This window comes from Hydrogenophaga sp. IBVHS1 (genome assembly GCF_002127265.1).
GTDB lineage: Bacteria > Pseudomonadota > Gammaproteobacteria > Burkholderiales > Burkholderiaceae_C > Hydrogenophaga.
This window is the reverse complement of the sequence record NZ_NFUU01000003.1, coordinates 405,148-424,495: the sequence shown is the minus strand read 5'-3', so window position 1 is coordinate 424,495 and position 19,348 is coordinate 405,148. Positions and strand designations below refer to the sequence as shown.

Below are 19,348 nucleotides of genomic sequence, written 5' to 3'. Positions count from 1 at the left end.
GGCGTTTGTAGGACACGAGCTTATCCTGCCGCTCCAGCCTTGTTGATGGCACCCCCCCGTGTCATGCTTGACCGCATGCGCGAAATAAAAATCTCGCGAACCATTCGCGTTCTCACGGTGAACATCCACAAGGGCTACAACGCATTCAACAACCGCTTCGTGCTGCACGAGTTGCGGGAAGCGGTTCGTGCCGAGCAGAGCGATCTTGTTTTCCTGCAGGAAGTCGGTGGTGGATCGGGCCCGGGGCAGGCGGCTTCGGTGGGCGCCCAGTACGAATTCCTGGCCGACCAGATCTGGTCTGATCATGCCTACGGCCGCAATGCGGTCGCAGAAGGTCAGGACCATGGCAATGCCCTGCTGTCGCGGTTTCCGGTGCGACACAGCCACAACCACGACATGTCGATCAAGGGATCCGAGCCGCGCGGCATGCTGCACTGTGTGCTCGCGCTGGACGAAGGACAGCCCGATCTGCATGTGATGTGCGTGCACCTCGGCCTCTCCGAAGCGCACCGCGCGCGGCAGATGGCTAGCCTGTGCGAGACGGTGCAGCGCGAGGTGCCAGCCGACTCGCCGCTGGTGGTGGCCGGTGATTTCAACGACTGGCGATCGCGCGCCGACGGCATGCTCGTCCCTGCCGGCATGAAAGAGGTGTTTCGCGGCGCTTTCGGTCACCACGCCCGCACCTTTCCCGCACGCTGGCCCTGGCTGCGGCTCGACCGCATCTATGTGCGCGGTGTGGCCGCCACGCGCCCGCTGCCGCTGCCCCACCGCCCCTGGGCGCACCTCTCAGATCACGCACCGCTGGCGGCCGAAATCGATCTTCTTCCACCACCATGAACTCCCATTGGCTACCTGGCAACCGCATCACCCTGCTTGAGAACGGCGAGGGCTACTACCCGCGCGTGTTCGAGGCCATCTCCCAGGCGCGCAAAGAGGTGCTTCTGGAGACCTTCATCCTGTTCGACGACAAGGTCGGGCGCGAGCTTCAGCAGGCGTTGCTGCAAGCGGCCGCGCGCGGTGCCACCGTGCATGTGTTGATCGATGGCTGGGGTTCGCCCGATCTGCCGCCGTCCTTCACGCAGCCCTTGCTGGATGCGGGCGTGCGCTTGCGCGCCTTTGAACCGGCCCGGCGGCTCTTTGGCGCGCGCATCAATCTGCTGCGCCGCATGCACCACAAGATTGTGGTGGTCGATGGCCAGCACGCTTTTGTGGGCGGCATCAACTACTCGATCGACCATCTCGCCGAGCACGGACCGCTGGCCAAGCAGGACTACGCGGTGGAAGTCGAAGGCCCCCTCGTCGGCCAGATCCAGGCCTTCTGCCGGGCCAACGTGGAGGCGCCACAGCCCACGCGCCAGGCCTGGGTGAAGCGCTGGCGGGCCATGCGCGAGCGAGCCGGTGAAGACCGCGAGGTTGAAGAAGGCGCGGTGGCGGCCTTCGTCACGCGCGACAACCACCTGCACCGAACCGATATCGAGCGCCACTACCGCGCCGCCATTCGCAGCGCGCAAAAGCGCATCCTGATCGCCAACGCCTACTTCTTCCCGGGTTACCGCCTTCTTCGCGATCTGCGACGCGCGGCAAAGCGCGGTGTGCAGGTCGATCTGGTGATGCAGGGACAGCCCGACATGGTCTGGGTGATGCGCGCCACCGAGCTGCTTTACCGGCACCTCATCCGTGCCGGCGTGCGGGTGCACCAGTACACCGAGCGACCGCTGCACGCCAAGGTCGCCGTGGTCGACGACCGGTGGGCTACCGTGGGCTCCAGCAACCTCGACCCGACCAGCCTCAGCCTGAATCTGGAAGCCAACGTGGTGGTGCGTGACGAAGCCTTTGCATGCCACCTGCGGGAACGCATCGAGCAGCTGATGGAGGCGCACTGCAAGCTGGTGCAACGCCCGGTGCCGGGCAAGCTGCGTTCGGCCTGGATTGGTGTGCGCAGCTTTGTGGTGTTCCACGCCCTGCGCCGCTTCCCGGTCTGGATGCAGCGCATGACCGCGCCGACGCCGCGTGTCGTGCCGCTGCAAGAAGCTGCTTCGTCCACGCCCTCCGCCAATGGCGAGGCAGCCCCATGAGTCCACGCCTGCAGAGCGCGTGGGGCTGGAGCAAGCGGGTGCTTCCGTGGCTGCTGGCCGCGCTGGTGCTGGCGCTCGTGGCGCGGCAGGCCCGCACCGTGAACTGGCCCGAGGTGTGGTCGGCCGTTCAGGCCATTCCCCTTGGGCAGCTCGCGCTCGCGGCTTTTCTGGCCGCGCTCAGCTACGCGCTCTACGCCAGTTTTGATTTGATCGGGCGGCACCTGACGCGCTCGCGCCTGTCGGTGGGACGCAGCCTCGGGACCGCGGCCATCAGCTACGCCTTCAACCTCAATTTTGGTTCGCTGGTCGGTGGGCTGGCATTGCGGCTTCGCCTGTACACGCGGTGGGGCCTGCCGGTATCCAGCGTGGCGAAGATCATCGCCTACAGCATGGTGACCAACTGGCTGGGCTATCTGTGGGTGGCGGGGGTCGTGCTGCTGTGGGCGCCGCCCGGCCTGGCGCTGAACTGGACAGCGCACTGGGCTTCTGGCGAGTTCGTGCTGCGCGCCATCGGTGCCGGCCTGATCCTGCTGGCGCTGGCTTACGTCGCCCTGTGCTTCTTCTCACGTCAGCGCCAGTTGTCGTTTCGTGAACACCAGCTCGAACTGGCCAGCGGGCCTCTGGCTCTGCTCCAGGCCGCCATGGGCGGCGCAAGCTGGTTGCTCATCGGTGCCATTGTGTGGAGTCTTTTTGCCGGGCGCATCGATTACCTCGACGTGCTGGGCGCCCTGCTGATGGCGGCGGTGGCCGGCGTGCTCACCCACGTGCCGGCTGGCCTGGGGGTGCTGGAGGCCGTGTTTGCGGCCTCGCTGGGGAGCCTGTTGCCAGTGGCAGAGGTGTTGGCCGTGGTGCTGGTGTACCGCGCCACGTATTACCTTTTGCCGCTCGTGTTTGCGTTGCCCGCCTATGGGCTCAGTGAAGCGGCGGCGCGGCGGCGCGCCAACACAGCGCCTCAGGAAGAAGCGCTGGCCTGATCAGGCGCTGGCGGTGGGCTCAGGGGAATTTCCACGCTCACGCGCGTGCCCTGCCCTGGGCTGCTGGTGATGGAGAGCGAGCCGGCGTGGGACTCGACCCGCACCCGCATGCCCAGCAGGCCGTGGTGGCCCGGGCGCACCTGGCTCACGTCGAAACCCAGCCCGTCGTCGCGCACGATCACGCGTGCCTGGCCCTCCTGGCGCATCAGCGAGACCCAGGCGTGGCGGGCACGCGCGTATTTGCTGATGTTGGTCAGCGATTCCTGCACCACCCGGTACACCGTCAACTCGGCATCCCGGTCGAGTTCCACAGCCTCCAGTTGCGGCATCACGGGGATGCCCAGGCTGCTGGAAACATCCTGGCAGAGCACTTCCAGCGCGGCAATGAGCCCAAGCTGTTCGAGCGATGACGGTCGCAGGTTCTCGACGATGCGTCGCTTGACTGCAATGCCCTCGTTGAGGCGCTGCTCGATGCCACCCATGCGCTCACGCGCCACGGCGGGCAGGTCGGGCACACGGCGCAAGCGCGCCATCTCCAGTTTCATCGCGGTGAGCAGGCCGCCCATCTCGTCGTGCAGTTCACGGGCCACGCGGCCACGCTCGTCCTCGCGCGTGCTCACCAGGTGCCCCGCGAGCTCACGCAGCTCGGCTGTGCGCACCGCGATCTCCCGCTCCAGCACCTGGCTCTCGCGTGCCTTGCGCTCGTCGCTCTCGCGCAGCTGGCGCATGAACATGAAGAACGCCATCACCGCCACCAGCACCAGCGCGTGCAGGGCCAGGCGGTTGAGCATCATGGCGTCGTAGAGCGACAGGCGAGCCGATTGCTGAACTGCCGCAGCGCGGTCCAGCACGTGATCGAACTCCTGCCGCAACTCGACATACGCCTGGCGGCTGCGGTCGCTGCTGGCCAGAATGTGCGCGCGCGAGCGCTGGCCCCGCTCAGTCGTCGTCATCCATTCTTCGAGCGCCTTCATGCGGTCCGCAATGCGCTGGCGGACCGCCTCCACGGACACCGTGCGGCGCGGGTCGGCATCGGCGATGAGCTGAAACGCGCCCTGTTGCGCCGCTGTGAGCGTGACGAGGGCTTCCTGGTATTCCTGGCGGTACACGTCCTGACCGTTGATCAGGTAGGCGCGCGTGGCGGTTTCAGCATCGGTGAGCGCCTGCAACGTGCGCAAGGCCTGCAAGCGCGCGTCCGTCAGGGCGATGCCGTTTTCCAGCGTGGTGCGGGAATGCTGGTAGGTGCTCTCGTTGATGGCGATGGTGATGATCGACACCGCCAGCACAATGGGCATGACGTAGCGGGTGCGTGCAACGCGTTCGATCGATGACTTGAGCATCACGGCTCCTGGAGTGCGCAAGCTAGCTCACATCACCAGGCGACGTGGCAGCGCCGTCGGACACGCTGGCGCAATAGTCAATCAGGTCTTCCAGCTCGTGGGATTTGTCGAACACACGGTTGGCGCCCAACACTTCGCAGCGGCGGCGGATGTCGGCGGTGGCGTAGTTGGTGAGCACCACCCGCCGAGCCTGCAGGCCGGCTTCCTGCGCCGCCTTCAGCACGCCCAGCCCGGAACCAGACAACAGGAAGATGTCGATGATCAGCAGGTCGACCGAATCGCCCTGCCCTTGCAGCCACTGGGTGGCGCTTCGTTCGTCGAGCGCCCGTCCCACCACTTCCACATTGGTGAGCTCTTCCAGCGTGGACACCAGGTTCTCATAGATCACCGGGTTGTCTTCAACGATGAACGTTCTCAGCGAAGCCATGGAAAGGTGGAGGGAATGGGGAGGCGTTGAGGAAAAAAATGAGACTGTAAACGCCCCGGGGCGGGTGTGCACGGCCATGCCGCGCTCACCCGCCCCGAGCTTCGTCCACATCTCCAGCCGCGTCTGTAGGCGTCGTCCTACATACAGCGGCCAGGCTGGTTTATGGGCGCACCACGATGTCGTTGCGCACAGCCTTCACGCCGGGCGTGGACTTGGCAAGGTTTTCAGCGGTCGCCTTTTCAGCGGTGGACTTGGCGAAGCCCGACAGCTGCACCGTGCCGTTCAGCGTTTCAACGCTGATCGACGTGGCGCTGACGGTCTTGTCTTCGGCGAAGCGAGCCTTCACGCGGGTGGTGAGGGTGGCATCGTCGATGTAGGCACCCACGGTTTGCTGGTCGCGAGCGACGGCGCAGCCGGTGATCTGAACCAGGGAGAAGGTGGCGACGGCGGCCAACAGTGCAGTTGCGATTTTCATGGTGTTTTCCTAGGGGTGATGGGGAGCGGCGCCCAAATTCGGGACGCTCCCCGGGGTTGATCAGCTGTTCTTCTGGACGACCAGGCGGTTGTCCACGGCAACCACGCCATCCACGGCGGCGGCCAGCGTGGTGGCACGATCGCGCGAATCGGCGTCGGGCGCCGTGCCCTTCAGGGCCACGCGACCGGCTTCGGTGTCGACGTTGATCTTGAGAGCGCTCAACTTGTCGTCGGCGGCCAGGGCAGCGTTCACCTTGGCGGTGATCGCCATATCGCTGGCGCCGTCAGAAACAGCTTGTCCAGCCTGCGAGCCGGCGGCCTGCATGTCCTTGCCGACTTCCTTCGCATCGTTCTTCATCTCGGTGGCTGCGCTCTGCGTCTGGTTGAAGCCGTTGTCGATCTTCTGACCGACAGTGGTGTCTTCATTCTGGCCGCAGGCGGCCAGAGCGATCGTGGCCGCAGCGGCGGCGATGAGGGTGAGGTGACGGGTTGTGTTGTTCATGGTGTGCTCCTTTCAAAGCTTTTCGGTCGGGCGTTTGGCGGACGGGCTGTCGAACCAGTCGTCACCAGCACTGCGTTCCCAGGCAGTCACCTGGCGCTCGGCTTCGTCCTTGGCCACGCCGTAACGCTCCTGAATCTTGCCGGCGAGTTGTTCGCGGCGGCCTGCCACGACGTCGAAATCGTCGTCGGTCAACTTGCCCCATTTCTCCACCACGCGGCCCTTGAGCTGTTTCCAGTTGCCTTCAATGCGATCCCAGTTCATGTGCATCTCCTTGACTAAGTTGCTGATGTGGTCGGACTGGCTGGTTGCCCGTCCCGGCTGGCGCTGTTCGTATCCGTATTGCGTTGCCGTGAATGAACTGTAGGTTCGCGCCTTCGCCGAAGATGTCGGGCATGCAGCCGCTCCGGTGTAGGACGTATCCGATCGAAAGCGCAGGGTTGTAGGAGCTGTCCGACGCTCCGGCTGCGCGGGGCCTGTTAAATTGCCCGCTCCCACCCGCCAGACAAGTCCCACACGCATTCAGAGGTCAACATGATCAGAGTCGGAATCGTCGACGACCACGCCATCGTGCGTTCAGGCCTGCGCCAGTTCCTCACCGAACACGTGGACCTGCGCGTCACAGGCGAAGCCAACAATGGCCGGGAAGCGCTGGAGCTGGCGCGCGCCGGTGAAGTAGACGTCCTGCTGATGGATATCTCGATGCCCGAGCACGGTGGCGTGGATGCGCTGCAGGCCATCAAGGCCCGCTTCCCAGACCTTCACGTGCTCATCCTCAGCGGCTTTCCCGAGGCGCAGTACGCCACCACCTTGCTGCGCCATGGCGCCAGCGGCTACCTGAACAAGGAATGCGCGCCGGAGGAAATCGTCAACGCCATTCGCACCGTGGCGCGCGGGCGGCGCTACATCAGCCCGGCGGTGGCCGAGCTGCTGGCCGATGGCGCAGTGGGTGAAGCCGAGCGCCCACCGCACGAGCTGCTTTCAGAACGGGAGTTGCAGGTGTTCCTGCGCCTGGCCAAGGGCGAGACCATCGGACACATGGCGGAGAACATGTTCCTCAGCGTCAAGACCGTGAGCACCTACCGCACGCGGGTGCTCGAGAAGCTCAAGCTCGCCAGCAACAGCGACCTGACCTACTACGCGCTCAAGAACGGCCTGATCCAGTAAGAGAGTCGGAGGCGCCCGGCAGTCGGCGCCGTCCTACAAACCGGTGCGGTGTTGGCTTGCAGGCAAAGGCAGGCTGCGTTCCTACAGTGGAGTCATCGCAATGATGGTCGTTGCGAACCCATCAGGAGAGCATTCATGCTGCACTACGCCGTCGTCTTCTTCATCATTGCACTGGTCGCTGCCGTGCTCGGCTTCGGCGGTATTGCCGCAGGCGCCGCAGGCATCGCCAAGATTCTCTTTGGTGTCTTCCTGATCCTGGCGCTGGTGTCGCTGGTGGCCGATCTCGTGCGCAAGCGCTAGAGCCCCACCTGCTTTCCTTTTTCACATTCACAGGAGCCTCTCATGTTCAAGACCCCATCGCAAGATCTCACCCGCCAGGCCCTGGACACCGCCAGCGACGTTTCGGACCGCGTGGCTCGCGCCGCACACCACAGCATTGACACCCTGCGCCACCAGGCCACGCGCGTGGGTGACCAGACCGTGGGTTATGTGCGCGACGAACCGGTGAAGTCGCTGGTGGCTGCCGTCGCCCTTGGCGCACTGGCAGCGGTGCTCATTGGCTGGCTGGGCCGCTCGCGCAGCAACTACTGATCGGCCCGATCGAATTCTTCAGGTCGCCTGGCGCATCAGTTCGATGAAGCGCTTGGCGCCCAGCCCCAGCGGCCGGTCGTTCTGCCACACCACGTCGACCCAGAGCCGCAGCTGGTTGCTCATGTTGCCAAAGCGAATCTCGACCAACTGACCCGAGGTCACCAGCGGCTTCACAAGCCGCTGCGGCAGATACGCCCAACCCAGACCCGCCTGCACCAGGCTCAAGGTGGCCAGGTGGCTGTCGGTGCGCCAGATCTTCCGCGCCACCAGCACCCGCGGGTCGGCACCCTGTGCATCGCGGCTGGCCACGGCGATCTGCCGGATGTCCAGCAAGGCCGTCAGGCTCAGGCTGTCCTGGCGGGTGCGGGCATCGGGGTGATCCGGCGACATCACCGCCACCAGGGTTTCGTGCCCCAATTCCTGAAAGCTCTCGCGTTCATCGGTCCCCGGTCGCTCGAACACCAGCGCCAGATGCGCCTCGCCAGCGTGCAGCATGCGCAAGGCAGCGGTCTGGGGCGCTGACAGAACCTCCACATCCAGCGACGGAAATTCGGCTGCGAGCACCGCCAGCGGCTGGCTCCAGGGCACCGAAAGCAGTTCCGGCGCGATGGCCAGCGTGAGGCGCTTCTCAAGCCCTTGATGCAGTTCCTGCGCGTGCGCCTGCAACTGGCGCAACTGACTTGCAAGCTGGCGCGCTTGCGGCTCCAGCGCGCGCGCCACGTCGGTCGGTCGAGGTTCGCGCGTGCGGCGGTCGAACAGCAGCAGGTCCAGTTCGGCTTCCAGTTGAGCGATCGTCATGCTCACCGCAGAAGGGACCCTCCCGAGGGCGCGCGCCGCAGCGGAAAAGGAGCCCGAGTCGAGCACCGCCAGAAACACCCGCACGTTGTCGCTGTTGAAGGCCATGGCCCGCAACATATCAGAAAAACTGAAAATAACTGACTTCACCCGTCAGCCGCAGGCACCTAAACTGCGCCGCATGCAAGGCATCAAACGGAAAATTGTTTACGTCACGCTCTACGAGCTCATCGCCATCGCCTGTTCCAGCGTCGGGTTGGCGCTGCTGGCCGGCGCGAGCATGGGGCATGCAGGCGTGGCGGCGGTGGCCGCTTCTGCCATTGCGGTGGTGTGGAATCTGATCTTCAACACGCTCTTTGAGCGCTGGGAGAGCCGCCAGGCCACGCGGGGCCGCAGTGTCGGGCGCCGTGTGGCGCACGCCATCGGGTTTGAAGGCGGGCTGGTGTTCTCGCTGGTGCCGCTGTTCGCCTGGTGGCTGGAGATTTCGCTCTGGCAGGCCTTTGTGCTGGACCTCGGCCTGATCGTCTTTTTCCTGGTCTACACCTTCGTGTTCAACCTGCTGTTCGACCGCGTGTTCGGTCTGCCGGCATCGGCGCTGCCGGTCGCACCGGCCACCTGAACGCACAGCCGCGTGCAGGGGCACGCGGCTGTGGATCAGGTCGGTATCGGTGTCAGTTGAAGCGCTGCAGGCTGCTGAGTTCGCCGTTGGCCAGCAGCGTGCCGTTGGCTTCGGCGTTGCGCAGTTCGCCCACCACGTCAGCACGGCTCTTGTTCATGCTGGTGTTCTCCATGAGCTGCTTTTTCACTTGCAGGGTGGAGCCGATTTCGCCGTTGTCGATCAGCGTGCCGTTGGCCTTGGCGTTGCGCAGCTCGGTCGCCACTTCGGCGCGGCTCTTGCCCATGGTGGGGTTCTCCATCTGCTGCTTCTTGACTTGCATGGTGGAGCCGATCTCGCCGTTGGCGATGGGCATGGAGCCGCCGGCGGCGAAGGCGCTGCCTGCGGTCACGGCGGCGATGGACAGGGCGAGGAGGGAGATGCGTGCGGATTTCATGAGGAGTTTCCTTTCAGTGGTTACCGGCGAGCCGGCGTTGGTTGCCCACTGAATACGGCATGGGTGCGCCGCTGGATTCAACTCATTTCCCGCCCGATACTTTTTCTGACAAATTCAGCTGCCCTCATGCGGCCTTCGGGTACAGCACCATCTGCGTGCAACGGAACAGCGCAATCGTCTTGCCGGTCTCGCGGTGCGTCACCACGGCGTCCCAGACCTGCGTGTTGCGGCCCAGGTGGGCGGGGCGGGCCACGCATTCGATGGTGCCCTCGCGCGCCGTGCCCAGGTGGTTGCTCTTGAGCTCAATGGTGGTGAAACCACTGGCGCCTTGCGGCAGGTTGGCCACGCAACCGTAGCCCGAGCAGGTGTCGGCCAGCGTCACGATGCTGCCCGCGTGCAGGAAGCCGTTGGGTGCCATGGTGGTCGGCCGCACATCGAGTTCGGCGCGGACCTCTTGCGTGCTCACGTGGGTGATGACCAGCCCCAGGTGGCCCGGCAACGCGCCGACGCCACGCTGGTTCCATTCTTCGACGGGGGCGTTGTTCATGGGGATGTCCTTTGAATCGAATGATTGAATGCGCTCACCGCGTCCAGCTGCCCAGGCGAATGGCGATGGCCAGGGTGGCGCCGTACACGACCAGGCTGAAGGCGACGATGGCAAACAGAATGGTGGCGCTCGCCTGGAACACGTGCACGCAGAGCCAGCCACCGACCACCAGCACCCCAAGCCGGCCCAGGCTGGCCGTGAGCGGACAGAACATCCGGCCAGCCCCCTGCGACGCGAAGAACAGCGCCAGGCCCAGGCCGAAGAAGGCGTAGCAGGCGCCCACGATGTTCAGGTAGGAAGCGCCGAAGACCAGCACCGCCGGGTCGCTGGTGAACAGGTTCATCCACAGCGAAGGCGCGATGGCGGTGACCAGGCCAATGGCGCCCGTGATGGCCGCCACCATGGCGCCGCCCGTCCATGCCACGCGCAAGGCCCGCGCCGACTGGCCGGCGCCCATGTTGGTCGCGACCATGGCGGTGAGCGCGGTGCCGAAGCCGAAGGCAATCGGCACCAGGATGTATTCCAGCCGTGCTGCCACGCCGTAGCCCGCGAGCGCCGCGGTGCCGTAGCTGCCCACGAACGCGGTGGCCGCTGCGATGGACGCGTTGCTGATCACCGGGCTCATCGAGGCCGGCAGACCCACGCGCAGGATGTCGCGCATCAGCGGCCTGTCCAGCCGCCACGGCGTGCGGTTGAGGTGCACCGCGCCATCGGCGCGAAGCAGGTAGATGACCATCACGATCGCCGACAAGGCGTTGACCGTGAGCGTGCTGGCGGCAGCGCCCGCCACGCCCAGGCCCGGCACCGGGCCCCAGCCGAACACCAGCAACGGGCACAGGAGCACGTGCAGCACGGCGGTGCCCAGCAGCATCAGCGAGGGCAGCAGCATGTTGCCTGCGCCGCGCACCACGGCGGCCAGCACGTTGGTGAGCCAGATCACCGCTGCGCCACCGAAGAGCACGTGGGAGTACGCGAGCGCGGTCTGCAGTGCCGCGCCGTGCCCGCCCATGGCGCCATAGATGCTCCGCCCGAAAACCAGCAGCACCAGCATGAACAGCGCAGCCAGCGCCAGCCCGAGCAACACCGACTGCTGCGCCAGGCGGCCTGCGTCCTCTGCTCGCCCGCCGCCCAGCGCCCGCGCCACGGCTGCGGTGGTGGCGCCGCCAATGCCGCCTGCGGACATCTGCACCATCAGCATGGAGAGCGGAAACACCAGCGCGATGCCGGCCAGTGCATCCGCACCGATGAGCCCGAGGATGTAGCCGTCGTAGCCGATCACCACCGTCATGGCAAACAGACCCATCACGTTGGGCGTGGCCAGCCGCAGCAGCGTGGGTAGCAGCGGTGCGTGCAGCATCTGCTGCACGCGAGCCTGGGCCAGGGCGGTGCTCATGCGCGTGCGTTCTTCAGCTGGAATGCGCGTCGAAAAGCGCCAGCAGTGCGCTGCGGTTGGCCGCCAGCAGCGCCTTGCCCTCGGCGTTGTCGCCCAGGGCTCTTGCGAGCTGCAGCGCGCCCACCATCTGGCTCGCGATGGCTGGGGCCTGGGCCACCTCCACCCCGGTGGGGAGCGACGCTTTAACCAGCTCGATGAGACCGCGCACGCGCTGCGCCGCGGCGGCGCGCACATCGGGCGACTGGCGCGGCATCTCCGAAGCGAGCGCGGCCACCGCACAACCGTTTTCGGTGCCACTGAGGTGCCGCTCGGAGAGGTAGCCCTCCACCAGCGCGCGAAACGGGCTGGCACCCCGCGCTTCGCGCGTGGCCTTGCCCTTGGCGATGCGCTCGGCACTCTGGCGGCCGGCATGCGCCAGCGCCTCGGCCAGCAACGCGTCGCGCGAAGCAAAGTGGGCGTAGAAGCCGCCGTGCGTGAGGCCCGCCTCTTTCATGATGTCTGCCACGCCCACCCCGTGGAAACCGGCGCGCCGGATCACGCGGGCCGCCGTGTCCAGGATGCGCTCGTGGGTCAGTGCCTTGCGGTTGGGTGCGATTTCCATGGCGGCATTGTAGTCACGATATGACGATCATCATATGATGACCATCATCTGCATGGGGCTACTCGCCGTGGCTCAGTCCAGAACCAGCCCGCTCATGTTCACCACCACGCCCGAGATCGCTGCTGCGCCATCAGACGCCAGGAAGACGAGGGTGGCCGCGAGGTCTTTCAGCCTGGGCAGGCGTTTGAGCACCGTGCCGGTCGCTGCGCCTTCGAGCATCTGGTCCACCGTGACCCCCTGGCGTTGCGCCTCGATGGCGAACACCGGGCCTGCGTGTGAGCCGAGCGGCAGTGTCTCGGGAATGGCATGCGAACGGATGCAGACGCTGCGCACGCCCTGCTCGCCCAACTCGCCCGCCAGGTGCCGTGAAAAGGCCTCGACGCCGGCACAAGCCACGCTGTGCCCCAGGAACCCCGGCCCGACCATGCGGGAAGCCGGCGTGGTGAGCGAGATCACCACGCCGCGGCGCTGGCGCACCATGTGCGGTGCAACTGCCTTGGCAATGGTGAAGCTGCTGCGGATGTAGGTGTCCACCGGAAGCGCGAACGCCTCCATGGACAGGCCCTCCAGTGCAACGCCCTGCACGTGCGCCACCCCGATGGCGTTGAAGGCGATGTGAAGGCCGGGCCCGCGAGCCGCCACTTCAGCCGCGTGCTGTTCGACGGCGGCTGTGTCCAGCGCGTCCAGCGTGGCCACATGGGCCTGTCCGCCGCGTGCTGCAATGTCGTGGGCCACCGCCTCCAGGCCGGGCGATGATCGCCCGACGAGAAACACTTGCGCACCAGCGCCTGCCAGCGCGCGTGCGGCTGCGCCACCCACGGCGCCACCCGCGCCGTAGACGATGGCCGTGCGTCCTTCCAGAACCATGATGAACTCCTTGTCGTGAGCGCCAGCGGGCGGTATGCCGCAGGTCGCTTGCCAAGGACGTTTGGGTCGGCGTGTTTCCGACAGTCCTGCGCGGATTCAGTCCGGCTCCATGCCTTGCACCGGCAGGACGCCGGGTGCAAAGGCCACGATCGGGCGGATGACGAACACCGCCGTCTTGAACGAGAGGCGCCGTGCAGCCTCTCGGGCCTCGACCTCAGTCGCACAGTCGACGACGTAGATGCCCAGGAGCTGCTCCTTGGTTTCGGCGAACGGGCCATCGGTGGTGAGCTGGCCGCCGGGGTTGGCTTCAGCTGGCGCCAGCCGCATGACCGGGCCGAGCTGGCGTCGGGCAAGAAGCTCACGGCGCAGATCGGCATGCCGACCCATGACTTCCGCCTCCTCCCGTTCCGACCAGGCCGCCACGGCGGCCTCTGAGCCATAGATCAGGATCGAATACAGCATCGCGGTTCCTTTTTTTCTCAACGGGAATTCGTGCCCGGCTCGGGTAAGTCACGCAGGCGGGCGTGGATATGCCGGCTCTCGGCCGGGGTTCGCGCCAGCGCCAGAGCGCACTGGAGCGCGGCCCGGGCCTCCTCGTGGCAGCCCAGCTCGAACAGCAACGCACCACGCAAGCCGTGGAAATGAAGGTAGCCGGCCAGGCTCGCTGCCAGCGGATCGACCAGGCGCAGTGCCGCCGCCGGTCCTCTCAGCTTCGACACCGCCACTGCGCGGTTCAGCGTGACCACGGGCGAGGGTTGCAGGGCTTCCAGCGCCGCATAGAGGCGGTCGATCTCCGCCCAGTCGGTGTCTGCTGCGCGCCCCGCACGCGCATGCGTGGCCGCGATGGCCGCCTGCAACTGGTAGGCCCCTGGAGCCTGTCGCGCCAGTGCGTCGTGCAGATACGCCAGGCCCAGGTCGATCAGCGAGCTGTTCCAGCGCGACCGGTCCTGGTCTTCGAGCAGCACGATCTCGCCCGCCGCGTCCAGCCTCGCCTGCGCCCGGGCGTGCTGCAGCAGCATCAGCGCCACAAGTCCGCCGACCTCGGGATCGTCATCGAAGAGCTGGTGCAGCAGGCGCGCCAGGCGAATCGCTTCCTCGCACAGCGGCGTGCGCAGGTGCTGTTCACCGCCACTGGCCGAATAGCCTTCGTTGAACATCAGATAAAGCACCGACAGAACGGCGCCCAGGCGGCGTGTGGTCTCGATGCGACCCGGTGCTTCGAAGGGAACGCGCAGTTCGCCGATGCGGCGTTTGGCGCGCGTGAGGCGTTGCTCCATGGCGTCTTCGGTGACGAGGAACGCGCTGGCCAGTTCTGCGAGCGAGAGCCCCGAGACCACTCGCAAGGCCAGCGCAATCTGCTGCGCCACCGACAGCGCGGGGTGGCAACAGACGAACAGCAGCCGCAACACATCGTCGCGGTAGCGTGAACGTTCGAGCCGGTCGACGAGCTCCGGGTCGGCGTCTTCGGTGTCGGAGATGAGGTGCTCCGCGGGCAGCGCGTCCATTGGCGCGCGGCGTCGAAGCTCGTCGATGCCCGCGTTGCGCCCCACCAGCACCAGCCAGGCCACCGGATCGCTCGGCATACCGTTCGCCGACCAGGCGCGAATCGCCCGCACGCAGGCTTCCTGCAATGCATCCTCAGCGGTGTCGAGATCGCGAAAGTACCGCAGCAACGCCGCCAGCGCCTGAGCGCGGGCGTTCTTCAGGTGGTCGGTGATCCAGGCGGTGTGGTTCATGGCGTGGGCGCAGCGAGGAGGCCCTTTTCTCAAGGACGCACCCGTCGCGAGGATACCGACAGCCGCTGGTCGGCCCGTGCTCAGGCCCGGTTTTCTGTTGCCATGAAATGCGCAGGAAAGTTCTCGGCCAGGTAACTTTCCCCGCGCTCCAGCACAAAGTAGCGAAAGGCCTCCGCCGCCGGCGACAGCAGCTTGGACAGGGTGTGCACCACGTTCCAGCCGCGCACCACCGGCGCGCCTTCCACATCGAGCACCTCGATCAGCCGGTTGCTCAACTCCAGCCCGATGGTGTGCAGCGAGAGAAAGCTCAACCCCATGTCCGCCATCACCGCCTGCTTGATGGTTTCGTTGCTGGCCATTTCCATGATCACGCGCAGCTCGACCTGCTGGCTGGTGAGGAACTTCTCCATGGCCGCGCGCGTGCCCGAGCCTGGCTCGCGCACGATGAAGTCGTACTCGCGCAGCACCGCTGCGGGCACGTGGCCAGCGCGCGCCAGCGGGTGGCCCACCGACGCCACAAACACATGCGGATGCGCGGCAAATGGCTCGGCGCGGGTGGCCAGCTCCCTGGGCGGGCGGCCCATGATGGCGATGTCGACCTCATTGGCGTGCAGCATCTTCACCAGCTGCTCGCGGTTGCTCACCGCCAGGCGGATGTCGATGCTGCCGTGCTCGCGGCGGAACTCCGCCAGCAGGTGCGGCAGAAAGTACTTGGCGGTGCTCACCATGCCGATCACCAGCATGCCGGTTTCCAGCTTCTGCAGCCGCGCTGCGGCGTCCTCGGCGTCCTTGAGCGTGGCCAGCATCTTTCGTGCATAGACCAGCATGTACTCGCCCACCGTGGTGAGCGCCACCTTGCGGCCGGTGCGCTCGAACAGCGGCATGCCCACGTGCCCCTCCAGCTCCTTCACCTGCATGGTCACTGCGGGCGGCGTGAGGTGCAGAACTTGGGCCGCGCGCGCGAAGCTGAGGTGTCGCGCCACCTCGCTGAACACACGCAACTGGCGAAAGGTGGCGTTTTTCATTCAGCAATCCCTTAAGTGAAGTTCAAGGAATCGTGAATTTACTTTAGTTGGGGTGAAACCTAAAGTGCACTTCACCCCCCGCCCATCCCCTTTCCGGAGCCCTTCATGAGCGACACGCCCTCTGCCTCCACCGAGATCACCGACGCCAAAAAGCGCTACAGCGCCGGGGTGCTCAAGTACAAGCAGATGGGCTACTGGATGCCGGATTACGTGCCCAAGGACACCGACACCCTGTGCCTGTTCCGCATCACGCCCCAGGACGGTGTGGACCCGGAGGAAGCCGCCGCCGCCGTGGCCGGTGAATCGAGCACCGCCACCTGGACCGTGGTGTGGACCGACCGCCTCACCGCCTGCGACAGCTACCGGGCCAAGGCCTACAAGGTGGAGCCCGTGCCCGGCCGGGCTGGCGAGTACTTCGCGTGGGTGGCCTACGACCTGATCCTGTTCGAGGAAGGTTCGATCGCCAACATGACAGCCAGCCTGATCGGCAACGTGTTCAGCTTCAAGCCGCTGAAAGCGGCGCGCCTGGAAGACATCCGCATTCCGGTGGCCTACGTGAAGACGTTCAAAGGCCCGCCCACCGGCCTGGTGGTGGAGCGCGAGCGGCTCGACAAATTTGGCCGCCCGCTGCTCGGCGCCACCACCAAGCCCAAGCTCGGTCTCTCCGGCCGCAACTACGGCCGTGTGGTGTACGAAGGCCTCAAGGGCGGGCTGGACTTCATGAAGGACGACGAGAACATCAACAGCCAGCCCTTCATGCACTGGCGTGACCGTTTCCTGTTCGTGATGGATGCGGTGAACAAGGCCAGCGCCGAAACCGGTGAGGTGAAAGGCAGCTACCTGAACGTGACCGGCGCCACCATGGAAGACATGTACGAACGCGCCGAATTCGCCAAGGACCTGGGCAGCGTGATCGTGATGATCGACCTCGTGATCGGCTACACCGCGATCCAGAGCATGAGCAACTGGGCGCGCAAGAACGACATGATCCTGCACCTGCACCGCGCCGGGCATGGCACCTACACGCGCCAGAAGAACCACGGCGTGAGCTTTCGCGTGATCGCCAAGTGGATGCGCCTGGCCGGCGTGGACCACATCCACGCCGGTACCGCGGTGGGCAAGCTCGAAGGCGACCCGCTGACGGTGCAGGGCTATTACGACGTGTGCCGCAACAGCGTGACCAAGGTCGACCTGCCGCGCGGCAACCACTTCGAGCAGGACTGGGCCGACATCAAGAAGGTCATGCCCGTGGCCTCGGGCGGCATTCACGCCGGCCAGATGCACCAGCTCATCGACCTCTTCGGCGACGACGTGGTGCTGCAGTTCGGCGGCGGCACCATCGGCCACCCCATGGGCATCCAGGCCGGCGCCGTGGCCAACCGCGTGGCGCTCGAATCGATGGTGAAGGCGCGCAACGAAGGCAAGGACATCCTGCAGGAGGGGCCGGAAATCCTGAAGCGCGCCGCGCAGCATTGCAGCCCCTTGAAGGCCGCGCTCGATACCTGGGGCGAGATCAGCTTCAACTACCAGAGCACCGATTCGAGCGACTACGTGAACACACCGGCGCTGGCCTGAAACACCGAGGACCCACACCATGATGACCAATCCCACCGGCCGCGTCACCCAGGGCCAGTTCAGCTTTCTGCCCGACCTCACCGACGCCGAGATTACCGCCCAGATCGAGTACGGCCTGAAGCGCGGCTACGCGTGGAGCGTGGAGTACACCGACGACCCGCACCCACGCAACACCTACTGGAGCATGTACGGCAACCCCATGTTCGACCTGCACGACGCCGCCGGCGTGATGCAGGAACTGAAGGCCTGCCGCAAAGCCTTCCCGCGCCACTACATCCGCATGATGGCGTTCGACTCGACGCGCAACGTCGAGACCATCGTGATGAGCTTCATCGTCAACCGCCCGCCCACCGAGCCCGGCTTCATGCTGGAGCGCCAGGAAGTGAACGGCCGCAGCCTGCGCTACACCACGCGCGGCTACGGCGCCATCCAGCCCGAAGGTGAACGCTACCGCGATCCCGCCTGATCGATCACGCCGCCATGTCCTACGTCATCCCCGGCAGCACGCCACCGGTTGAAGCACCGGCGGCTTCGGCGCCCCCTGAACAGGCGCCCCCTTTGAACGCGCCGCGTTCGGTGGGCGCGGTGCTGGCGCAGACGCAGGTGCAGGCGGTGCTGCAGGAGCTCGACGATCAACTGGTGGGCCTCGCACCCGTGAAGGCGCGTGTGCGAGACATTGCGGCGCTGCTGGTCATCGACAAGCTGCGCACCGGGTTGGGCCTGGCTTCGCAGGCGCCCAGCCTGCACATGTGTTTCTCCGGCAACCCCGGCACCGGCAAGACCACGGTGGCGTTGCGCATGGCGCAGATCCTGCATCGCCTGGGTTACGTGCGCAAGGGCCACCTGGTGGCCGTGACGCGCGACGACCTGGTGGGCCAGTACATCGGCCACACCGCGCCCAAAACCCGTGAGGTGCTGAAGAAAGCCATGGGCGGCGTGCTGTTCATCGACGAGGCCTACTACCTCTACCGGCCCGAGAACGAGCGCGACTATGGGCAGGAAGCGATCGAGATCCTGCTGCAGATGATGGAGAACCACCGGGACGATCTGGTGGTGATCCTGGCGGGTTACGCCGATCGCATGGACACGTTCTTCCAGTCCAACCCCGGCATGCGCTCCCGCATTGCGCACCACCTGGAGTTCCCGGACTACTCGGCCGACGAGCTGATGCAGATCTCCCGCCAGATGCTCGCCGAACAGAATCACCGCTTCAGCGACGCCGCCGCCGAGGCGTTCGAGCGCTACCTGGGCCTCCGGCTGGCGCAACCGCATTTCGCCAACGCGCGCAGCGTGCGCAATGCGCTGGACCGCGCCCGCCTGCGCCAGGCCAGCCGGTTGTTTTCGCAACCCGATCGCGAATGGACCGCCGAAGAACTCACCACCCTGCAGGCGCCCGACATTCTGGGCAGCCGCCTGTTTGCTGGCGAGGTGCCAGGCCATGCTTGAGGCCCTCATCTTCGACGTGGACGGCGTGCTGGCCGACACCGAGGCCGCACACCAGGCGGCCTTCAACGAAGCCTTTTCAGAAGAGGGACTGAACTGGCACTGGGACGACGACACCTACACCCGCCTGCTGCGGGTCTCGGGCGGCAAGGAACGCATTGCGCACCACTGGCGCCTGGTGGATCCCGATGCCCCGCGTGGCCCGGCCCTGCGAGCCCGCATCGACCGCATCCACAGCCTCAAGACGCGCATCTACGAAAGCCGCGTGAGCGGCGGTCAGTTGCCTTTGCGCCCCGGTGTGATGCGGGTGATGCTCGAAGCGCTGGCCGCCGGCACGCGCCTGGCCATCGCCACCACCACCACCCCGATCAACGTCGACGCCCTGTTGCGCACCCCGCTCGGTGCCGAGTGGCGACGCCATTTCGCCGCCATGGGCGACGCCTCCACGGCGGTCCGCAAGAAGCCCGACCCCCTGGTGTACCAGCAGGTGCTGGCCGAGCTGTGCCTGCCCGCGCAGGCCTGCCTGGCGTTTGAGGACTCCGAAAACGGACTGAATGCGGCCACCGCCGCCGGCCTGCAGACGCTGGTGACGCCCACCGTGTTCACGGTGGGCCAGCGCTTCGATACCGCCATGCTGGTGTTGCCGCACCTGGGCGAACCCACGCTGCGGTTGCCGCTCGGCGTGGCCGGCATGGACCAGCCGTGGGTCACGCTGGAGGCCTTGCGCCGCTGGCACGCCGGCACCTTGTTCGAATCGGCCTGAGCCC

The 19,348-nt window shown here is 66.2% G+C and carries 25 protein-coding genes; 11 read left to right on the top strand and 14 right to left on the bottom strand.

The genetic code is table 11. The features are described from left to right. Positions 1-75 precede the first annotated feature (75 nt). Genes CAP37_RS19860 through CAP37_RS19850 form a run of 3 tightly spaced genes read left to right on the top strand, consistent with a single transcriptional unit; the run spans position 76 to position 3,049 of the window. The gene (locus tag CAP37_RS19860; RefSeq protein ID WP_086127147.1) at positions 76-837 is read left to right on the top strand and encodes an endonuclease/exonuclease/phosphatase family protein; all 762 of its coding nucleotides are present in this window, start codon (positions 76-78) and stop codon (positions 835-837) included. Continuing rightward, positions 834-2,075, top strand: coding sequence for a cardiolipin synthase ClsB (gene clsB / locus CAP37_RS19855; protein WP_086126306.1), 1,242 nt, complete (start codon positions 834-836; stop codon positions 2,073-2,075). The genes CAP37_RS19860 and clsB overlap by 4 nt, the downstream gene beginning before the upstream one ends. Next, positions 2,072-3,049: a lysylphosphatidylglycerol synthase domain-containing protein gene (locus CAP37_RS19850; RefSeq protein WP_086126303.1), complete on the top strand. Its 978-nt coding sequence runs from the start codon at positions 2,072-2,074 to the stop codon at positions 3,047-3,049. The genes clsB and CAP37_RS19850 overlap by 4 nt, the downstream gene beginning before the upstream one ends. Here CAP37_RS19850 and CAP37_RS19845 read toward each other — a convergent pair. The 5 genes from CAP37_RS19845 to CAP37_RS19825 form a co-directional block, all read right to left on the bottom strand. Beyond that, positions 3,028-4,389, bottom strand: a complete 1,362-nt coding sequence (locus CAP37_RS19845) for an ATP-binding protein (protein WP_086126300.1) — start codon at positions 4,387-4,389, stop codon at positions 3,028-3,030. The genes CAP37_RS19850 and CAP37_RS19845 overlap by 22 nt on opposite strands. A gap of 22 nt (positions 4,390-4,411) precedes the next feature. Next, the gene (locus CAP37_RS19840; RefSeq protein WP_086126298.1) at positions 4,412-4,816 is read right to left on the bottom strand and encodes a response regulator; all 405 of its coding nucleotides are present in this window, start codon (positions 4,814-4,816) and stop codon (positions 4,412-4,414) included. Positions 4,817-4,976: 160 nt separating this feature from the next. After that, positions 4,977-5,291, bottom strand: coding sequence for a BON domain-containing protein (locus tag CAP37_RS19835; protein WP_086126295.1), 315 nt, complete (start codon positions 5,289-5,291; stop codon positions 4,977-4,979). Between the two features lie 60 nt (positions 5,292-5,351). Next, a complete protein-coding gene (locus tag CAP37_RS19830) occupies positions 5,352-5,792 on the bottom strand; it encodes a BON domain-containing protein (RefSeq protein WP_086126293.1) in 441 nt (146 codons plus the stop codon). Positions 5,793-5,804: 12 nt separating this feature from the next. Next, positions 5,805-6,053, bottom strand: coding sequence for a CsbD family protein (locus tag CAP37_RS19825; RefSeq protein ID WP_086126291.1), 249 nt, complete (start codon positions 6,051-6,053; stop codon positions 5,805-5,807). A 270-nt stretch (positions 6,054-6,323) separates the two neighbouring features. Here CAP37_RS19825 and CAP37_RS19820 point away from each other — a divergent pair, with 270 nt between their 5' ends. From CAP37_RS19820 to CAP37_RS19810, 3 genes are all read left to right on the top strand, one after another. Next, the gene (locus CAP37_RS19820; protein ID WP_086126289.1) at positions 6,324-6,956 is read left to right on the top strand and encodes a response regulator transcription factor; all 633 of its coding nucleotides are present in this window, start codon (positions 6,324-6,326) and stop codon (positions 6,954-6,956) included. A 135-nt stretch (positions 6,957-7,091) separates the two neighbouring features. Continuing rightward, positions 7,092-7,256 (top strand): DUF1328 domain-containing protein, encoded by a 165-nt coding sequence (locus CAP37_RS19815; protein ID WP_086126286.1) that lies wholly within the window; start codon positions 7,092-7,094, stop codon positions 7,254-7,256. 42 nt (positions 7,257-7,298) lie between these two features. Continuing rightward, the gene (locus tag CAP37_RS19810) at positions 7,299-7,547 is read left to right on the top strand and encodes a hypothetical protein (protein ID WP_086126284.1); all 249 of its coding nucleotides are present in this window, start codon (positions 7,299-7,301) and stop codon (positions 7,545-7,547) included. An 18-nt stretch (positions 7,548-7,565) separates the two neighbouring features. On the opposite strand, the gene CAP37_RS19805 is transcribed toward CAP37_RS19810, so the two are convergent. Beyond that, entirely contained in the window at positions 7,566-8,450 is an 885-nt protein-coding gene (locus CAP37_RS19805) for a LysR family transcriptional regulator (RefSeq protein WP_086127144.1), read from the bottom strand. 73 nt (positions 8,451-8,523) lie between these two features. On the opposite strand from CAP37_RS19805, the gene CAP37_RS19800 reads away from it, so the two are divergent. Beyond that, on the top strand, positions 8,524-8,961 hold the full coding sequence (locus CAP37_RS19800) for a PACE efflux transporter (RefSeq protein ID WP_086126282.1): 438 nt from the start codon (positions 8,524-8,526) through the stop codon (positions 8,959-8,961). A 52-nt stretch (positions 8,962-9,013) separates the two neighbouring features. Here CAP37_RS19800 and CAP37_RS19795 read toward each other — a convergent pair whose 3' ends face one another. From CAP37_RS19795 to CAP37_RS19760, 8 genes are all read right to left on the bottom strand, one after another. Continuing rightward, entirely contained in the window at positions 9,014-9,394 is a 381-nt protein-coding gene (locus CAP37_RS19795; protein WP_086126280.1) for a DUF4148 domain-containing protein, read from the bottom strand. A 124-nt stretch (positions 9,395-9,518) separates the two neighbouring features. Further along, on the bottom strand, positions 9,519-9,941 hold the full coding sequence (locus CAP37_RS19790; protein WP_086126277.1) for a PaaI family thioesterase: 423 nt from the start codon (positions 9,939-9,941) through the stop codon (positions 9,519-9,521). Positions 9,942-9,975: 34 nt separating this feature from the next. Further along, positions 9,976-11,334: an MATE family efflux transporter gene (locus CAP37_RS19785; RefSeq protein WP_086126274.1), complete on the bottom strand. Its 1,359-nt coding sequence runs from the start codon at positions 11,332-11,334 to the stop codon at positions 9,976-9,978. 13 nt (positions 11,335-11,347) lie between these two features. Continuing rightward, positions 11,348-11,935: a TetR/AcrR family transcriptional regulator gene (locus CAP37_RS19780; RefSeq protein WP_086126271.1), complete on the bottom strand. Its 588-nt coding sequence runs from the start codon at positions 11,933-11,935 to the stop codon at positions 11,348-11,350. A gap of 72 nt (positions 11,936-12,007) precedes the next feature. Next, positions 12,008-12,802: an SDR family NAD(P)-dependent oxidoreductase gene (locus CAP37_RS19775; protein WP_086126268.1), complete on the bottom strand. Its 795-nt coding sequence runs from the start codon at positions 12,800-12,802 to the stop codon at positions 12,008-12,010. A gap of 96 nt (positions 12,803-12,898) precedes the next feature. Next, positions 12,899-13,264 (bottom strand): YciI family protein, encoded by a 366-nt coding sequence (locus CAP37_RS19770; protein ID WP_086126265.1) that lies wholly within the window; start codon positions 13,262-13,264, stop codon positions 12,899-12,901. Positions 13,265-13,281: 17 nt separating this feature from the next. Beyond that, positions 13,282-14,538 carry an RNA polymerase sigma factor gene (locus CAP37_RS19765; protein WP_086126263.1) on the bottom strand — a complete coding sequence of 419 codons (1,257 nt, stop codon included), beginning with the start codon at positions 14,536-14,538 and terminating at the stop codon, positions 13,282-13,284. Between the two features lie 80 nt (positions 14,539-14,618). Beyond that, positions 14,619-15,563, bottom strand: a complete 945-nt coding sequence (locus CAP37_RS19760) for a LysR family transcriptional regulator (RefSeq protein ID WP_086126261.1) — start codon at positions 15,561-15,563, stop codon at positions 14,619-14,621. A 105-nt stretch (positions 15,564-15,668) separates the two neighbouring features. Between CAP37_RS19760 and CAP37_RS19755 the strand changes: the two genes are divergently transcribed. Genes CAP37_RS19755 through CAP37_RS19740 form a run of 4 tightly spaced genes read left to right on the top strand, consistent with a single transcriptional unit; the run spans position 15,669 to position 19,344 of the window. Continuing rightward, complete coding sequence (locus tag CAP37_RS19755; protein ID WP_086126258.1) at positions 15,669-17,138, top strand: form I ribulose bisphosphate carboxylase large subunit; 1,470 nt, start codon at positions 15,669-15,671, stop codon at positions 17,136-17,138. Between the two features lie 19 nt (positions 17,139-17,157). Further along, positions 17,158-17,604: a ribulose bisphosphate carboxylase small subunit gene (locus CAP37_RS19750; RefSeq protein ID WP_086126256.1), complete on the top strand. Its 447-nt coding sequence runs from the start codon at positions 17,158-17,160 to the stop codon at positions 17,602-17,604. A gap of 14 nt (positions 17,605-17,618) precedes the next feature. Continuing rightward, on the top strand, positions 17,619-18,584 hold the full coding sequence (gene cbbX, locus CAP37_RS19745; protein ID WP_086126253.1) for a CbbX protein: 966 nt from the start codon (positions 17,619-17,621) through the stop codon (positions 18,582-18,584). Further along, positions 18,577-19,344 carry an HAD-IA family hydrolase gene (locus CAP37_RS19740; RefSeq protein WP_086126250.1) on the top strand — a complete coding sequence of 256 codons (768 nt, stop codon included), beginning with the start codon at positions 18,577-18,579 and terminating at the stop codon, positions 19,342-19,344. Before cbbX ends, CAP37_RS19740 begins: the two co-directional genes overlap by 8 nt. Positions 19,345-19,348: the final 4 nt, after the last annotated feature.

What these genes read in the sequence shown, in the direction of transcription:
- CAP37_RS19770 (WP_086126265.1), bottom strand. Translation starts at nt 13,264, where the DNA reads ATGCTGTATTCGATCCTGATCTATGGCTCAGAGGCCGCCGTGGCGGCC.
- CAP37_RS19840 (WP_086126298.1), bottom strand. Translation starts at nt 4,816, where the DNA reads ATGGCTTCGCTGAGAACGTTCATCGTTGAAGACAACCCGGTGATCTAT.
- CAP37_RS19835 (WP_086126295.1), bottom strand. Translation starts at nt 5,291, where the DNA reads ATGAAAATCGCAACTGCACTGTTGGCCGCCGTCGCCACCTTCTCCCTG.
- CAP37_RS19810 (WP_086126284.1), top strand. Translation starts at nt 7,299, where the DNA reads ATGTTCAAGACCCCATCGCAAGATCTCACCCGCCAGGCCCTGGACACC.
- CAP37_RS19830 (WP_086126293.1), bottom strand. Translation starts at nt 5,792, where the DNA reads ATGAACAACACAACCCGTCACCTCACCCTCATCGCCGCCGCTGCGGCC.
- CAP37_RS19845 (WP_086126300.1), bottom strand. Translation starts at nt 4,389, where the DNA reads ATGCTCAAGTCATCGATCGAACGCGTTGCACGCACCCGCTACGTCATG.
- CAP37_RS19795 (WP_086126280.1), bottom strand. Translation starts at nt 9,394, where the DNA reads ATGAAATCCGCACGCATCTCCCTCCTCGCCCTGTCCATCGCCGCCGTG.
- CAP37_RS19785 (WP_086126274.1), bottom strand. Translation starts at nt 11,334, where the DNA reads ATGAGCACCGCCCTGGCCCAGGCTCGCGTGCAGCAGATGCTGCACGCA.
- CAP37_RS19815 (WP_086126286.1), top strand. Translation starts at nt 7,092, where the DNA reads ATGCTGCACTACGCCGTCGTCTTCTTCATCATTGCACTGGTCGCTGCC.
- cbbX (WP_086126253.1), top strand. Translation starts at nt 17,619, where the DNA reads ATGTCCTACGTCATCCCCGGCAGCACGCCACCGGTTGAAGCACCGGCG.
- CAP37_RS19755 (WP_086126258.1), top strand. Translation starts at nt 15,669, where the DNA reads ATGAGCGACACGCCCTCTGCCTCCACCGAGATCACCGACGCCAAAAAG.
- CAP37_RS19750 (WP_086126256.1), top strand. Translation starts at nt 17,158, where the DNA reads ATGATGACCAATCCCACCGGCCGCGTCACCCAGGGCCAGTTCAGCTTT.
- CAP37_RS19740 (WP_086126250.1), top strand. Translation starts at nt 18,577, where the DNA reads ATGCTTGAGGCCCTCATCTTCGACGTGGACGGCGTGCTGGCCGACACC.
- clsB (WP_086126306.1), top strand. Translation starts at nt 834, where the DNA reads ATGAACTCCCATTGGCTACCTGGCAACCGCATCACCCTGCTTGAGAAC.
- CAP37_RS19805 (WP_086127144.1), bottom strand. Translation starts at nt 8,450, where the DNA reads ATGGCCTTCAACAGCGACAACGTGCGGGTGTTTCTGGCGGTGCTCGAC.
- CAP37_RS19775 (WP_086126268.1), bottom strand. Translation starts at nt 12,802, where the DNA reads ATGGTTCTGGAAGGACGCACGGCCATCGTCTACGGCGCGGGTGGCGCC.
- CAP37_RS19780 (WP_086126271.1), bottom strand. Translation starts at nt 11,935, where the DNA reads ATGGAAATCGCACCCAACCGCAAGGCACTGACCCACGAGCGCATCCTG.
- CAP37_RS19765 (WP_086126263.1), bottom strand. Translation starts at nt 14,538, where the DNA reads ATGAACCACACCGCCTGGATCACCGACCACCTGAAGAACGCCCGCGCT.
- CAP37_RS19790 (WP_086126277.1), bottom strand. Translation starts at nt 9,941, where the DNA reads ATGAACAACGCCCCCGTCGAAGAATGGAACCAGCGTGGCGTCGGCGCG.
- CAP37_RS19825 (WP_086126291.1), bottom strand. Translation starts at nt 6,053, where the DNA reads ATGAACTGGGATCGCATTGAAGGCAACTGGAAACAGCTCAAGGGCCGC.
- CAP37_RS19820 (WP_086126289.1), top strand. Translation starts at nt 6,324, where the DNA reads ATGATCAGAGTCGGAATCGTCGACGACCACGCCATCGTGCGTTCAGGC.
- CAP37_RS19760 (WP_086126261.1), bottom strand. Translation starts at nt 15,563, where the DNA reads ATGAAAAACGCCACCTTTCGCCAGTTGCGTGTGTTCAGCGAGGTGGCG.
- CAP37_RS19800 (WP_086126282.1), top strand. Translation starts at nt 8,524, where the DNA reads ATGCAAGGCATCAAACGGAAAATTGTTTACGTCACGCTCTACGAGCTC.
- CAP37_RS19860 (WP_086127147.1), top strand. Translation starts at nt 76, where the DNA reads ATGCGCGAAATAAAAATCTCGCGAACCATTCGCGTTCTCACGGTGAAC.
- CAP37_RS19850 (WP_086126303.1), top strand. Translation starts at nt 2,072, where the DNA reads ATGAGTCCACGCCTGCAGAGCGCGTGGGGCTGGAGCAAGCGGGTGCTT.